Annotated in this window: 14 protein-coding genes; 7 read left to right on the top strand and 7 right to left on the bottom strand. The window is 42.9% G+C overall.

Translation table 11 applies throughout. The features are described 5' to 3' along the window. Positions 1–499: 499 nt before the first annotated feature. From AB4405_RS12770 to AB4405_RS12760, 3 genes are all read left to right on the top strand, one after another. Entirely contained in the window at positions 500–2,020 is a 1,521-nt protein-coding gene (locus AB4405_RS12770; protein ID WP_372061138.1) for a M20 family peptidase, read from the top strand. 98 nt (positions 2,021–2,118) lie between these two features. Further along, positions 2,119–2,727 carry a DUF3299 domain-containing protein gene (locus tag AB4405_RS12765; RefSeq protein ID WP_372061137.1) on the top strand — a complete coding sequence of 203 codons (609 nt, stop codon included), beginning with the start codon at positions 2,119–2,121 and terminating at the stop codon, positions 2,725–2,727. A 92-nt stretch (positions 2,728–2,819) separates the two neighbouring features. Then, positions 2,820–3,161 (top strand): hypothetical protein, encoded by a 342-nt coding sequence (locus AB4405_RS12760; RefSeq protein WP_372061136.1) that lies wholly within the window; start codon positions 2,820–2,822, stop codon positions 3,159–3,161. Positions 3,162–3,289: 128 nt separating this feature from the next. On the opposite strand, the gene AB4405_RS12755 is transcribed toward AB4405_RS12760, so the two are convergent. Both AB4405_RS12755 and AB4405_RS12750 read right to left on the bottom strand, forming a co-directional pair. Then, a complete protein-coding gene (locus AB4405_RS12755) occupies positions 3,290–3,577 on the bottom strand; it encodes a hypothetical protein (RefSeq protein WP_102532890.1) in 288 nt (95 codons plus the stop codon). A gap of 338 nt (positions 3,578–3,915) precedes the next feature. Further along, positions 3,916–4,191, bottom strand: a complete 276-nt coding sequence (locus tag AB4405_RS12750) for a hypothetical protein (RefSeq protein WP_372061135.1) — start codon at positions 4,189–4,191, stop codon at positions 3,916–3,918. Between the two features lie 441 nt (positions 4,192–4,632). Here AB4405_RS12750 and gbpA point away from each other — a divergent pair, with 441 nt between their 5' ends. Beyond that, entirely contained in the window at positions 4,633–6,090 is a 1,458-nt protein-coding gene (gbpA, locus tag AB4405_RS12745; RefSeq protein ID WP_372061134.1) for an N-acetylglucosamine-binding protein GbpA, read from the top strand. Between the two features lie 87 nt (positions 6,091–6,177). Here gbpA and AB4405_RS12740 read toward each other — a convergent pair whose 3' ends face one another. Then, positions 6,178–6,711 carry a hypothetical protein gene (locus AB4405_RS12740; RefSeq protein ID WP_372061133.1) on the bottom strand — a complete coding sequence of 178 codons (534 nt, stop codon included), beginning with the start codon at positions 6,709–6,711 and terminating at the stop codon, positions 6,178–6,180. A gap of 53 nt (positions 6,712–6,764) precedes the next feature. Continuing rightward, positions 6,765–7,055, bottom strand: coding sequence for a hypothetical protein (locus AB4405_RS12735; RefSeq protein WP_372061131.1), 291 nt, complete (start codon positions 7,053–7,055; stop codon positions 6,765–6,767). Between the two features lie 539 nt (positions 7,056–7,594). Here AB4405_RS12735 and codB point away from each other — a divergent pair. From codB to AB4405_RS12720, 3 genes are all read left to right on the top strand, one after another. Beyond that, positions 7,595–8,842 carry a cytosine permease gene (codB, locus tag AB4405_RS12730; protein ID WP_372061129.1) on the top strand — a complete coding sequence of 416 codons (1,248 nt, stop codon included), beginning with the start codon at positions 7,595–7,597 and terminating at the stop codon, positions 8,840–8,842. Positions 8,843–8,858: 16 nt separating this feature from the next. Next, entirely contained in the window at positions 8,859–10,136 is a 1,278-nt protein-coding gene (locus tag AB4405_RS12725) for a cytosine deaminase (RefSeq protein WP_372061128.1), read from the top strand. Between the two features lie 325 nt (positions 10,137–10,461). Continuing rightward, the gene (locus AB4405_RS12720) at positions 10,462–10,674 is read left to right on the top strand and encodes a cold-shock protein (RefSeq protein ID WP_102532607.1); all 213 of its coding nucleotides are present in this window, start codon (positions 10,462–10,464) and stop codon (positions 10,672–10,674) included. Positions 10,675–11,246: 572 nt separating this feature from the next. Here the strand turns inward: AB4405_RS12720 and ptuB are convergent. From ptuB to AB4405_RS12705, 3 genes are read right to left on the bottom strand one after another with little or no spacing between them, the layout of a single operon-like run. Next, the gene (gene ptuB / locus AB4405_RS12715; RefSeq protein ID WP_372061126.1) at positions 11,247–11,918 is read right to left on the bottom strand and encodes a retron Ec78 anti-phage system effector HNH endonuclease PtuB; all 672 of its coding nucleotides are present in this window, start codon (positions 11,916–11,918) and stop codon (positions 11,247–11,249) included. A 5-nt stretch (positions 11,919–11,923) separates the two neighbouring features. After that, complete coding sequence (gene ptuA, locus AB4405_RS12710; protein ID WP_372061124.1) at positions 11,924–13,564, bottom strand: retron Ec78 anti-phage system effector ATPase PtuA; 1,641 nt, start codon at positions 13,562–13,564, stop codon at positions 11,924–11,926. Next, complete coding sequence (locus AB4405_RS12705) at positions 13,557–14,489, bottom strand: retron St85 family RNA-directed DNA polymerase (RefSeq protein ID WP_372061122.1); 933 nt, start codon at positions 14,487–14,489, stop codon at positions 13,557–13,559. Before AB4405_RS12705 ends, ptuA begins: the two co-directional genes overlap by 8 nt. Positions 14,490–14,569: the final 80 nt, after the last annotated feature.

Below are 14,569 nucleotides of genomic sequence, written 5' to 3'. Positions count from 1 at the left end.
AGGTTTCAGAGCGTTTATACTAAGCTTATGACCGTTAACACTATGCTCATGAACGTTAATTCGTAATGTAAGTCCAGTAATACTGGACTTCAAAAACATCTCACCCTCAACAGCCTACAACGATGGAACGACCCTCCCTGTCGCCCCATCCCATCGATTTAAGTCTCAAATATCTACCACCGTAAACTCCGAGGTTAGTGGATATGAGAAAGGCATAAGCAAAGCAAAATCACAACCGCGTCAAGAACACCTCAACCATAGACCGCATAGTCTCCTACTTTGGCGATCGCCTTTTTCAAGGAAATAACTCACACCTTAATGCCGGTGTGAGAAAGAGACAGGAGCACAAGCATGCCAGCGATACCTATGAACATAAACGAATGGTATTCATGCAGGACACAACCCTGCATAAGCGATTCGTTCCATTTATCTTTTGCCTTCACAATGTACACATCAACCCAAGCATCAATTACTGCCTGTCTAACTAAGGAATCTTGCGATGACAAAACCATCAAAACTATTTACGAGCATAACCTCTGCGTTGGCACTGGCCGCAAGTGTTTCAGCCCTGGCTGAAACGCAAGACTTTAGCTCTATGCAGATGCAAGGTATTGAAAAAGTGAACATTCAAGTGGATGTAGAAGGCGCAGCACAACGCTTATCACAAGCGGTTCAATTCCAAACCATCTCTAATCAAGACCGTAGTGATTTTGATGAACAAGCCTTTCGTGACTACCACCAATTTCTTAAAGAATCCTACCCATTAGTTCATAAAGCGCTCAAACGCGAAGAAGTGGGCGACCCACGTCCTTTCAGCTTGATTTACACATGGGAAGGGAAAAACCCATCTCTATCACCTGCCATTTTTATGGCGCACCAAGACGTAGTCCCTATCGCGGAAGAATCTCGCCATGAATGGAAAGAAGCGCCATTCTCCGGCGTGATTAAAGACGGTTATATATGGGGTCGCGGCTCTTTAGATGATAAAAACCAACTTCAAGCACTTTTAGAAGCGACTGAAATGAAGTTAGGCGAAGGTTTCCAGCCTGAACGTACCATTTTGTTTGTATTTGGTCACGATGAAGAAGTCGGCGGGCCAGAAGGCGCGAAGCATGCCGCTGATATCATTGAACAGCGCTATGAGAAAATAGCGTTTGTTATGGATGAATCCGCGCCACTTGTACCGGGTATATTCCCCGGCATTCGTGAAAACACGGCATTAATTGGTATTGCTCAGAAAGGATTTGTCAGCCTAGAGATTGCGATAAAAGGCGTTGGCGGCCATTCCTCACAACCAGGGGAAGAGTCGAATATTGTCGCACTAGCAAAAGCCGTTGAGAAAGTTGAAGCCGCGCAATTCCCTTACAAAATCCACGAGGCGGTGAGATACCAATATCGATATATGGGCCCTGAGCTTCCTGAAGCGCAACAACCACTATACAAAGCCGTGGCCTACGGTGACAGCGACACCGTGACAGATTTGGAGAAAAATTTCATTGATGTCATGTCAAAAAACCAAGTCACACGTGCCATGCTGCATACCACCACAGCAGTAACAATGTTCAATGCCGGCATCAAAGATAATGTACTGCCGCCAGCAGCTACCGCGGTGGTGAACTTTAGGCCTATGCCAGGTGACACCCCTGAGGTCATCATTGAACATGTGAAAAACGCAATTGATGATGAAAGAATAACCGTTCGTGATATATCAGCCTCAACACCCGCAACCAATGTCGCAGACCCAAGCGGAGAAGGTTACAAAGTGCTAGAAAAAACCATCCGTCAAACGTGGGGGAATGACTTAATTGTATCGCCTTTCTTTGTCATCGGTGGCTCAGACTCTAAACACTTCCAAGCTCGAGAATTCGCTCCAGATGTATATACGATGACGGCAATTCAACTAGAAAGTGTGAAGGAATTTGAAGGCTTTCACGGTGTGAATGAACGAATCTTGGTCGAAGAGTATGGTCGCTCCATTGGGTTTTTCTATCAACTTATGGACAACTTAGAAAGCCTGTAATCTGACGACTCTTTATCACTGCTGTAAGACTATCAAATGGCTAAGGTTTTCTTAGCCATTTGAACATTTGGCTTTTATTCTCATGAGAAAATACTGTTATGAAAAATGCATTGTTGATGGTTATGGCCTGTTGCTTTAGTTTATTTGCACAAGCATCTGAAACACTATCTTGGCAGTCATTAAGACCTGTGCAGAATCAATATCAAACCCTTTCACCAGGTAATAAGGCATTACTTTCTGAGATTTATGCCTATGAAATTGCTCAAAAAACTCGCCAGTTAAGTCCAATGGAAAATGACGGATACATTCAACGCGTCGCGTTGGCTGAAAAATTTGGCCTCAACGTATCTGAACTGCTTAAACAACGAACGCAACAAACAACCGATGTTGTTACCGATCTCAACATTAATGATATGCAGCTAGCCGGGTTTTTAGTACCGCTCGAAATGGAAGGGTTAATGGGGACTCAGTTCATTTTGGTACCAACTGCAGGGGCTTGTATTCACACACCTCCCCCGCCAGTCAATCAAACGATTTTAGTCGAATTCCCCAAAGGCCATGAATTACAAAGTTTATACACACCGGTGTGGGTGAAAGGCGATATTAAAACGGAGTCTGTCGGCGCGTCGGTTGCATTGTCTGATGGTAATCAGACAATTAAAACGGGGTACGTCATTAACGCGTCAGATATTGAGCTCTATCATTAAACAGGGCGACCTGATCAGTCACAACCCAGCTTGTGAAATTAGCGCGGGTTGCCTTTACTTAAGCACCTAACCTTTAAGGCATGATGAATCCAATGAGAAATCCTAACGTATTGTTGCTATTGTGTTTTGTGAGTTCTTTTGCGTTCTCAGTTGAATCCTCCTTTGTTCAGCAACAGGCATTTCTAGACCGAGTAAAGCACGCCGAAATACCGCAGATATCAGAAGAGATGGCACAAAGTACGCGAGACTGCCAAACCACTTACGATAAACAAAAGGTTGATGGTGACATCATTTTGTGTGTTTACCGGCAACAAAAAACATTTATCCAAAGCGAGGCGATGGTGCTTGGCGTTGACGTGAGCGATAAGTTTTATGATGACTACGTAACAGCATTAGCCAACGAAACGAATACAATGATATTGAAAGAAAAATGAACATTGAGGAGTTTGGCTTGATAAGCTTTAAACGTGAACTGGCGCGCTAAGGGAAAAAGTACAGGTAGCGTCAGTTGAGCTGTCTATCAGACAGGCTTGATGGACAAGGCTTACATAAGCAATCTTATTTATTTAACCAGATAGAGCGGCTTCCATTTTTTCGTGCTACCTGCTGCGTTGGATTCGCCGTCGTTCGCCAAATGACACGTTTCGCAGTGCTTCAAATCTCCAGAGCAATGCTGTCCTATCAGCACTTCATCAACAGCGCGAGTTTCAGGCTTGCAGTCAATTTGAATCGCTCTAATAATCTGGCATTGAGTGTCCTCGGGGGAGTCCACTAAGCCAATGATGGAAACCCCCTCACGGCTTGCGATCACGAGTAGTTGTTCTATTGTTCGTCTTAATTCAATGTTCATAACTTAACCCATTGTTCTGGTTGGATTGTTAATTACCATTGAGGTCACGACCTTAATCATTTCCCGCCATTAAAGATGACCATCAAACTTTAGCCAATCACCCACAATTGACAATTATAAAATTAAAATACATGTTGCAATAACGTTAATCAATAGTTGCTGACAAAGTCATACAATAAAGTCCTAGGGTAGGGTTTCATTCCAAAAACATAGGTTTCCACGGTCATAGTCACATCACAAAGGCAGGCGACATAGAGCGAACAGGGTCATTGATTGGCATTAAAAAAGCCGATAAATCATCGGCTTTTTTAGGAAGGATAAGCGGTAAAAAACAAGCGCTATTTGATCTCACGACACATTAAGCTCACGGCCAATGTTTGAGCCAAATACATCGACGAACTGAGTGAACGAAAGCCCATTACCTCGCCTTCTTCTACTTCGAAACAGACATCCATTTTGCTGCCATGCGCCATCATTTGGTTGTCTGCGATGGCAACGATAGGTACGCCTCGAGCATGAGCAGATTCAATAACATTGCTGGTTTCCACCGCATAAGGTGCGAAAGTCACTGCGAAGCTAAACGATTTTAATGCCGATATTTGAAACTTAAACATGTATGATTTCCCAGCGATCACCTTCGCTGGAGCTAACCATTATAAAACACTTCCTTAATCTTGCCTGATTATTACTCATCGGCTTAATCGAACACTCAGTCACACCTTTTTTCTGCAATCTTGTGCAAACCAACATCGTGGAACAATCCACTTCCCTTACCTTGTAAGCATTCTTATTTAGTGACAAAACCAACACTAAAATCTCACTTAGTACAAATGACCAGAATAATCACCTAAAACATATCATTTGTTCAATAGAAAAATCAAAACATAGAAATCTATTCCATAAAACAAACAACTCATTCGCTCGGCTTATTTTATATCGTTAAATTACCGCCTAACGGTCGCAGGATGCGAACGTTTTAACATCGAAGCTCAACGTAATGATGCGTAACGCGTGTTACGTACATTTCAAACAAACAATTATAAAAAGGTAATAATATGAAGAATTCCAAGATTCTTTTTCCAGTGGTGGCTATTGGGCTTGCATTAAGCCCGCAAGTGTTTAGCCATGGGTATGTCTCATCGGTCGATAATGGCATTGCAGAAGCGCGTGGGACGTTATGTAAGTATCCTGCTAGCACAGGTGAGAAAAACACTGATTGCGGTTCAGTGCAGTGGGAACCTCAGAGCATTGAAGGCCCTGAAGGCTTTCCACAAGGCGGCCCACCAGACGGACAAATCGCCAGTGCTGGGCTAAGTCAGTTTTCTGCGCTGAATGAACAAACGGCTGATCGCTGGGTAAAACGCCCGATCCAATCAGGCGCTCAACATTTTGAGTGGACTTTTACCGCCAACCACACGACAAGGGATTGGAAATACTACATCACAAAAGCGGATTGGAACCCTAACCAAGCCCTTACACGTGATTCGTTTGATTTAAACCCATTTTGTGTTGTTGAAGGCCATATGGAAAAACCGCCAATGCGCATGTCACACCTGTGCCAAGTACCTGAACGAAGTGGCTATCAGATTGTACTTGCAGTGTGGGATGTGGGCGATACTGCTGCCGCATTCTATAACGTGATTGATGTGGAGTTTAGTGGTGAAAACCCTGGAATTCCGGGTTGGAGTCCAGCAGGTACCATTAACCCAACTATGGATCTCAATATCGGCGATTCCGTTTATACACGTGTCTTTGATAACAATGGTGAACTGCCAAGCTTATCCACCAGCATCACGATTCAAAGTGCGGCACAAGGCCAAGCTAACCAATGGTCTCATGCACTTGCTTCACAGATAAATGCTGACCGAAACGATATCAAAGCTGGCTCTATGGATAGTAATGGCAATGCCACCCCTGTTTATGGTGCGAATCCAGTTTATGTTGCCGAAAACAGCGCGTTAGAGCGTGTTGAAATTGGGTATGACATTGTGACACCGCCACCGGTAGTCGGTGTTGAAATTTCGGGCTTACAACCGGAGTACACCATAACAGAGTCACCCGTTGCTCTTGCCTTGAGCGTCGCTGCCACAGGTGACGTAAACGTTGAAATGGATGTGTACAATCATGGCCAAGAATCTCTTGCCAATCAAAAAATTGAGATTGCCGACGGCGATTCACAAAGCGTGACATTAACATTATCGAAGTCAGAACCCGGGCATCACATGTTGGTGACTCGCGTAAAAGATAAAAACGATAATCTTATTGACCAAACCACGAATGATTTTATGTTGGTCGACACCACTGAGCCTGGTGACTACGATTTTGTCTTCCCAAATAATCTATCTGAATATACCGAAGGGACAAAAGTCTTAGCAACCGATGGTGGGATCTATCAATGTAAACCTTTCCCATACTCGGGTTATTGCATTCAGTGGTCACCTTCCGCGACTCAGTATGAACCTGGGACAGGCAGTCATTGGACATCAGCATGGGACAAACTCAGCGCGATGTAAGTAAAGAAAGCTAAAGCAAATCTATATTAAGCACCTCTGCGTTACGGGGTGCTTTTTTTGAAATGAACGGTATCATCTACACTCAGGCTACGCGCTCTTAAGGTGGAATGAATACAGCCTTTCATTCATCTCTTTTAACGCGACATAATCAATCATTAGACGATAGCGATTCCGAATGCGGTCAAGTTGATTGTCTTCGATGACGGTCTCACCAGTCATAAGGGCATTGAGATTCATAAACACCCCACCCAAATCACGACGGCTTTGTGCAGTAACCGCCGCGCCCTGCACCTTGGGCTTACATACATCGACAGTATTACTTTCAGCTATGTGTTGGTATGAGGCATTCGCTTGATAGGAAGAAGCCAATTCGCTTGTAATAAGCGTTTGATTTCTCAGGCAAGTAATTTCGTTTGACAACATAACATACGAAAAACAAAGCATTTTCTCTGTGTTGTTTTTCGTGAGATCTTTGACAGCTTCTAACATATCATCAAACAGCATGTCGGGCGTCGAGTGTTCATACACAAGCTGTTCGGCGTCATCACGCTCCAATCCAGCAAGGACTAAATTATAGGCGATGGCTTGACGTGCTTTTTTGCGCTCAACAAATTTTAACATTAACGACCTCGGCTTTAAGAACAACGGGTTAGAACGATGGTAACGATGCAAGATCACAAGGATTCGTTGAATGAAAACACTAGGGCAGTTGGGCATTCATTACCTACCTTTACTCCTAAATGATCGAGAGATACGCCGCTAACAAAACCATTGTGTTGGTAAACACAATGCTCGTAGCCGTCATGCGTCCGCTCATAGTAGACAAACTCTGCCACAATGGGCTTAATGCTGCTTTCTTGATTGTCTGCCACCCTTTGACCCGCCGCCTTTACGTCACTTATTGCAACGGCAAAGGTGGCACCGACAATCAGTACAAAGGCGCTCGCAATACTTAATTTCTTCATTCATCTCTCTGGTGGTCAATATGAGTTGATGGGACGATCATACCGTTACCGAGAACCAGTAAACATAATGCGAACTTTAGATAACACCACGACACACAATATGAAATTGGCCTCATAATATTGTTGGGCTATCTTCCGACGACTTAATAGTCGTTGTATCGACACCGTTCTCTTTACTGTAAATAGTTAACCCAACCCCTTCTGCCTTTATGCCTTTATGCCTTTATGCCTTTATGCCTTTATAAGCATAATAATGAAAATGGCAACTACGAGATAAAACTATAATTGCAAACCATTGCCTAAGAGGTAACTTACGTTTTCAATTGATAAAAATTAGTTTTTACATGGTTAGCAATTAGTCTAGTGTTTTGTTTTTAAAAACAAAAAAATCAAAGATTATCATTTATCGTAATTTGTCGTAAAAAACTCCTCTTGACACTCAAAGTTACATCGCCATAATGCACGCCGTTTGCACGAAATAAGCAGGCATTCTGTAAAGAATTTGACTTAACTATTTTGATTTAACGAAGGGGTATAAAATGGCTGCGGATAACAACTACAGTCTTGGTCCGGTTCCCACATCGGCTAGGAAAGGGGTTGCGTCACTCACAATGGTGATGCTGGGGCTGACATTTTTCTCCGCCAGTATGTGGACAGGTGGCTCACTCGGCACTGGACTGTCCTTTAACGATTTTCTCCTCGCGGTTCTCATCGGTAACTTAATCCTCGGTATCTATACTTCTTTTCTTGGCTACATCGGCTCTTCTACTGGCCTCTCTACTCACCTTCTTGCTCGTTTTTCTTTCGGTTCAAAAGGCTCATGGCTCCCTTCCGTATTACTTGGCGGCACGCAAGTCGGTTGGTTTGGTGTCGGCGTGGCAATGTTTGCTATCCCAGTGCACAAAGCAACGGGCATTGATACCAACACGCTCATCATTGTCAGTGGCCTATTAATGACGGCAACGGTTTACTTTGGTATTTCAGCGTTAATGGTACTCTCTGCCATTGCCGTTCCCGCGATTGCTCTACTGGGTGGCTACTCGGTGTTTACCGCGGTCGACAGCGTTGGTGGTGTGGCAGAGCTACAAAAAATTCAACCATCAGAGCCTATCGATTTCTCTGTCGCTCTAGCGATGGTGGTCGGCTCGTTTGTTAGTGCTGGTACATTAACGGCTGATTTCGTTCGATTTGGTAAGAAGCCAAGAAGCGCGGTATTCATCACAATGACCGCCTTCTTTATTGGTAATTCTCTGATGTTTGTTTTTGGCGCGGCAGGCGCAGCCGTGACGGGTCAGTCTGATATCTCAGAAGTGATGATTGCACAAGGGCTATTACTCCCTGCCATCATCGTATTGGGCTTAAACATCTGGACCACGAACGACAACGCGCTGTATGCCTCAGGCTTGGGTTTCTCGAACGTGACGGGTTTGCCAAGTAAGTACCTTTCTATGGCAAATGGCATCGTCGGCACCTTATGTGCACTATGGCTATACAATAACTTTGTCGGTTGGTTGACCTTCCTATCGATTGCTATTCCACCTATTGGTGGCGTGATCATTGCTGACTTCCTTGCCAACCGTAAAAAATACCAGCAATTTGAAACCACAACATTCCAAACGGTGAATTGGGCAGGTATTATTGCCGTCGCCGTGGGCGTGGCTGCAGGACACTTTTTACCTGGTGTCGTTCCAGTCAATGCAGTACTTGGTGGCGCGTTAAGCTATCTTGTATTAAACCCAATGCTCAATAAAAACAGCGCAGCCGTTACGCACGCTGATAGCCATTAATTAGGAATCACCGGTTATGTCATCTCTACTCATTCAAAATACCGCCATTGACCAACGTGAAGGTCGCTTTGACATCCTTGTTGAAGATGGCGTATTTACCGCAATCGAGGTAGCGGGTTCTCAACAAATGCAGGCCGACCGCATAATCAATGCGACAGGCCATATGGCGGTTGCGCCATTTTGTGAACCTCATATCCATCTCGACACGACCCAAACGGCAGGCGAGCCAAGCTGGAACATTTCCGGTACCTTGTTTGAAGGCATCGAACGCTGGTCTGAGCGCAAAGCACTGCTCTCTATTGAAGACGTAAAACAACGTGCGAAACAAACGCTAAAATGGCAGATTGCCAATGGTGTTCAGCATGTTCGTACCCACGTAGATGTGTCAGACCCTACCCTTATCGCCCTAAAAGCGATGGTTGAAGTGCGTGAAGAAATGAAGCAATGGGTCGATATCCAGATCGTTGCTTTTCCTCAAGAAGGTATTCTCTCTTACCCAAATGGTAAGGCGCTTTTGGAAGAGGCTGTACAACTTGGCGCTGACGTTATTGGCGCGATCCCGCACTTCGAGTTCACTCGCGAGTACGGCATTGAGTCTCTGCACTTCATTTTTGAGCTTGCGAACAAATATGACCGCTTGATTGATGTGCACTGTGACGAAATAGACGACGAGCAATCGCGTTTTATCGAAACCCTTGCAGCACTTGCTCATAAATACCAAATGGGTGACAAGGTCACGGCTAGTCACACCACCGCTATGCATTCATATAATGGCGCGTACGCTTCACGCTTATTCCGCTTGTTGAAGATGTCGGGAATCAGTTTTGTTGCCAACCCTTTGGTAAACATCCACTTGCAAGGTCGTTTTGATGACTATCCTAAACGCCGTGGTGTCACGCGTGTGAAAGAAATGCTCGCGGCAGATATCAATGTCTGTTTTGGACACGATGATGTCTTTGACCCGTGGTACCCACTGGGTACTGCAAACATGTTGCAAGTCCTGCACATGGGGCTGCATGTTTGCCAAGTGATGGGTTACGACCAAATCAACGAGTCTTTAGATTTGATCAGCGCTAACTCAGCAAAAACACTCAACATCCAAGACACACATGGTTTGGACATTGGTAAGCACGGTAGCCTAATATTACTGCCAGCGGACAATGGTTTTGATGCGGTACGCCGCCAAGTGCCAGTGAGCTACTCTATTCGTAAGGGCGCAATTATCGCAACGACCAAACCCGCTCAAACAGAAATCCACTTAGATGCCATTGAAGAGGTCACCTTCAAGCGCTAAGCGATATCTCGTTAATCGCTGAAGCGGCAACATGGTCTCATATTGAAACAGGGCGACTTTTTGTACAAATTGTTGCCCTGTTTTGTGCTCACCGTCATAACAATTTCATTTAATAGCCTATTCGCTGTGCTAAACTAATTTTGCTCTAGTGTTTTTAGAGTTATTTAAATGTAAGAGTAAAAGAGTGCGAGTTGTATTGTCAGATAGTCCCTATGCGAGTATTTGCTATTCGTTTTTCCCATTTACGCTTTGATTAAATAAACCGAACCACTAAGCAAGATAGCCGTAAGGCGAGAGTTTTAATCTGAAATGTAAGGGACAAAAGATGTCTAACACCACGACTGGCAAAGTAAAATGGTTCAATGAAGAGAAAGGCTACGGATTCATCGAGCAAGAAAATGGCGGCGCTGACGTGTTCGTTCATTTCCGTGCTATCACTGGCGACGGATTCAAAACTTTAAAAGAAGGCCAAGCGGTCGTTTTTGAAGTAGAGCAAGGCCAAAAAGGCCCACAAGCGACAAACGTTGTTCCTCAGTAATAACGCGCTTAAAAAATTTCTAGGCCTCGATTAGTCGGGGCCTTTTTTATGCCCCAAAACCCCAAGATAAGTAACAACAATCATTTAAGAATCAGCAATTCGGCTTATTGATGTCACAACATAATAGAACCTGAATCGTTCCAATACCGTTTGTCGTGTTTCGGCCTATTAGAGCCTTAGGCTTGTAAAACGCTTCTGCCCCATTTTTTGTTTCAAACCAAGCACAAGAACCGTCATCCCCTTGAAAAAGGGGATCTCATTCAGCGCGTTGCGAACTCGATGTACTTAACTTAATCGAATTTTTTCAATTGTCTACGCGCTTTGTGAGATCCTCACTTTCATGAGAATGACGAATGTTGTTAGTTGGAGGAAAAAGGAAACTAAACCGTTTTTGTCCAGAGGCTTCATAGGCCCGAAGTTTTACTAGTGGCACTTCTCTCTCAAAGTGCAAGCTAACTCAGATCTGCCCCAAAGTGAGTTAGAATAAAAACTCAGTCATATTCTATTTATCCTATTCCCCTTACAAAAACTTATCCGAATTCACCTCAACTATCATGTGTATCTAGGGCTGTTTAGTATTGCTCGTTATGTGTCCACAAATGTTCTAATGCCGTTGAATGCTCGACTTCTTTAATTCTGATTAATGCTTCAGATAACTCAGCTTCCAGAAGTTCAGCTAGTTCACCAGTATCATCATCAACTAGCATCTCCCAATAACTATCCGCCAAACTTTTTTCTCCAGCGATAGCAGTTTTTCGTGAGTTTTCTAGTGTACTATCACCATCAAGATTGAAAACAGCAATAGTGTTATCAGCAATTTCTTTATTTTTCTGTGTTAAACCAGTTCTAGATCTAACCTTTCCAGAATTAAGGAAAAGTATTAACTCACTAGGATCCATCACATCAGGTTTACATACATTGGCTAAGTCTATTTTTTTTGCGGCTGGAGCCTCATCTTTGTACTTCCCGCAACGATTCGGATTGTTACATGAACCAAATAAGTTATCCCAATTAAAGGTCATACTAGGTACTTGGCCCTTTTGAATGAAATGCTCAATATGTCTTTTGGTATTATCTTCATATAACTGGCACTCACAATACGCACAGAACCCACGCTGCATGATGCTGAGCTTTTCCCAAATATCGTTAGTTAAACCATTGGTTGAAATAACAGACCAATTATCTCGACCATGCCTAAATTGAGCTAAACAAAGGGGAGCATCACTACGAACCAATTTCTTCATCTGAATCAAATTCCTTTTAGTGCTCTGGCCTTTAATTTGAATTCTTGAGTTCTAATGTCGCCTTTAATTTTTACCACCTCAGGGTGATCAGCACCGAAATGCCTAACAATTTCATCAAATAACTTTATGCCTTCCTTCGACTTCCAGAGGTTCTCTGCAACCAAAGCCGAATAATCAGAAAGCCAACTTGCTTCGCATACTGGTGGAACAGAAAACGTGCCCATAATCTGTTCTAGAACATCAGAGCTACACACACCTTTGGTCTGATATATTGGTTTGTCTATAGAAGCAACTCCATTGTCATCAAATCGAAGTATACGAATGCAACCTTTATCTACAGTAGACAGTACCTGGGGGCTATGAGTGGTCACGATGAATTGGAGGTTAGGGAAAGTCGCTTGAAGGCCAATTAGGATTTCTTGTTGCCATTTGGGATGGAGGTGTAATTCAATTTCATCAATAATTACAATCCCATGACCATGTAAAGGGGCATCAGCGTCAGGGTTTAGGTTAACTAAACGCCTTGCCAAATCTCCAGAAAGAGCTATAAGCATCTTCTGACCTTGTGATAACTGGGCTATATTCACTCTACTCCCAAAGTTATCAACCATTAGTCTGGCCTTTCCTGAACTGCGATCCACTTCAAGGTTTTTTATTTCTGGAACAAGCGCTACTATTGCTCGATTGACTAGCTCTAAATGTCGTTGATATTTTGCTGAAGATTGAGTCGTTAGTAAGTTCGCTAAATCTTGTTTTTTAGCATTTAACTTGGCACTGAATGCATCATTTTCAGGAAGCTCTTGCCCTGCATATACATCATCAATAGTAGCTTGCAAAGTAGCTATCTGAACCTTCAGTTCTTGAACTTCTTTAGTCTCCTCTCCTTTTGCTCGATTAACCAACTCTATATAAAGTTTAGAAAAATCTTCCAGTTTCCCGCTTCCATCCAAAGCGGTCTTAAGGTCAGAAAACCTATTGCTGACAATGTCCCCTGAAGCTGCCTCTGTGACCGTTGAAGACAATGAAAAATCTGAGCGTTCAACCGAATAGAAAACTAAAAGTGGAATATTTATTAATGGATTTTTGGCTGTACTTTTATACATATCAGCAACTTGTCTTATGGCTACTACATCCGTAGGTGAATTGCCATCATACCCAGAAACAGTGTTACCAATACTCGCATCAAACTTATTCTGCTTATCAAATTTAAACTTGGTTGCAACCTCACTAAACTCTTTAGAGTTAACATGGATATCACTTTCTGTAATCGGTCGACCAACTACGTCTGTTTTTTCCAGATTATTATTCAACCACGACAATGTCTTCGCAATAGCTTCTGCAACACTCGTTTTTCCAGCCCCATTCGCACCGATGAGAACAGTAACTTTCTCATCAAATGAAATATCAAGAGCCGTAAATCTTCTGAAATCAGTCAGGTTTATTGATGATAAAACAAGTCTCTTTTCAAGAAGCGCAGATTCTACTTTAGTCAAATATTGACAAGCTAAGCCCGCATCTTTCTGCTCTACATTTTTACCTTCAGAGTAGTTTCGATACAGTTGATACGAAGATTGAAAATTCCCTTTATCTGAGCTTTGAATTAGGTGTTTAATAGATCTGCTTCTATTTTTGCGTGACTTAACCATTTGATTCCTCAACAATTTGAGTAATTAACTTAGTTGAATATTTTCGTTTCAACGATTGAACAAACACAGGTTCTACATGTTTAGCGAAAGCAATAAGACCTCTAAGGTGTTGCCTATCATCAGCATTAAGTTTATTTAGTTGTACTTGATGCACTAAATGTTTGATATATCTTTTGCGCTCTCTTCCTAGAGAGAGATTCCCATCATTGCTAATGGTGATACCTGTAACATGTCTATTGTGAGCTCTAGATGAAAACCTAGTTTTCTTTCTATTGATTCTTATGGCACTCCCAAACAAAACAGCTAGCTTTTCTTTTACAAGCTCTGGAAGGGCAAAAAGAGAGTCCTTATGCTTGGTTGAGAAGGTTAAGTCATCAGCATACCGTGTATACATAATTTCCTTTTCAACGCATAGCTTACTAAGAGCACAATCAAATTGGTACATGAAGAAATTTGATACTAGTGGAGAACTTGGTGCTCCTATACTGAGAACTAAAGCACCTCCCGTTGTTTTACTTGGACACCAGAAAAGTAAGTTTTCTAAAGTTTGCTTATCTTGGTCTGAAGGCAAAGGCAGTATTGACTCCCAAACTTTCCAAAACAATTTATCAGAGATGGAATTGAAAAAGTTTTCGAGATCTAGCTTGAGTAAGTAAGGGTTATTTTTATGAGCAATTGCATTCTGCTTAATGCTCATTCCTTTTCGATAAGCCATTGCAGAGTCATGGATAGGTAACTGCTGAAGTTCCAAATACTTACGCTGATACTCTTTCAGCTCTTTAGAGGGTTGAGCAATAACTCGGTGTCCAGAGGTGCGCTTTGGAATGGTATAGACTTTGTACCTTTTAGGCGCACTCAGCAAAAAGCGAGCGACTTCGTCTTCACTCTTTTTCAACTCTAATGCTAGTTGTTCTATCAAAGTCATTTTTAATCCCATAAAAAGCCCAAGAGCATTACTCTTGGGCTTAACTCTTTACTAGAGGAAGCGATAGGTTCGCAACCTGA

The organism is Vibrio sp. 10N.261.51.F12, assembly GCF_041471725.1.
GTDB lineage: Bacteria > Pseudomonadota > Gammaproteobacteria > Enterobacterales > Vibrionaceae > Vibrio.
The sequence above is the reverse complement of the archived record's forward strand: the minus strand, read 5'-3'. Positions and strand labels throughout refer to the sequence as shown.

Coding starts and splice junctions, on each gene's coding strand:
- ptuA (WP_372061124.1), bottom strand. CDS start 13,564: ATGGTTAAGTCACGCAAAAATAGAAGCAGATCTATTAAACACCTAATT.
- AB4405_RS12705 (WP_372061122.1), bottom strand. CDS start 14,489: ATGACTTTGATAGAACAACTAGCATTAGAGTTGAAAAAGAGTGAAGAC.
- AB4405_RS12725 (WP_372061128.1), top strand. CDS start 8,859: ATGTCATCTCTACTCATTCAAAATACCGCCATTGACCAACGTGAAGGT.
- gbpA (WP_372061134.1), top strand. CDS start 4,633: ATGAAGAATTCCAAGATTCTTTTTCCAGTGGTGGCTATTGGGCTTGCA.
- AB4405_RS12735 (WP_372061131.1), bottom strand. CDS start 7,055: ATGAAGAAATTAAGTATTGCGAGCGCCTTTGTACTGATTGTCGGTGCC.
- ptuB (WP_372061126.1), bottom strand. CDS start 11,918: ATGAAGAAATTGGTTCGTAGTGATGCTCCCCTTTGTTTAGCTCAATTT.
- AB4405_RS12770 (WP_372061138.1), top strand. CDS start 500: ATGACAAAACCATCAAAACTATTTACGAGCATAACCTCTGCGTTGGCA.
- AB4405_RS12765 (WP_372061137.1), top strand. CDS start 2,119: ATGAAAAATGCATTGTTGATGGTTATGGCCTGTTGCTTTAGTTTATTT.
- AB4405_RS12760 (WP_372061136.1), top strand. CDS start 2,820: ATGAGAAATCCTAACGTATTGTTGCTATTGTGTTTTGTGAGTTCTTTT.
- AB4405_RS12740 (WP_372061133.1), bottom strand. CDS start 6,711: ATGTTAAAATTTGTTGAGCGCAAAAAAGCACGTCAAGCCATCGCCTAT.
- AB4405_RS12750 (WP_372061135.1), bottom strand. CDS start 4,191: ATGTTTAAGTTTCAAATATCGGCATTAAAATCGTTTAGCTTCGCAGTG.
- AB4405_RS12720 (WP_102532607.1), top strand. CDS start 10,462: ATGTCTAACACCACGACTGGCAAAGTAAAATGGTTCAATGAAGAGAAA.
- codB (WP_372061129.1), top strand. CDS start 7,595: ATGGCTGCGGATAACAACTACAGTCTTGGTCCGGTTCCCACATCGGCT.
- AB4405_RS12755 (WP_102532890.1), bottom strand. CDS start 3,577: ATGAACATTGAATTAAGACGAACAATAGAACAACTACTCGTGATCGCA.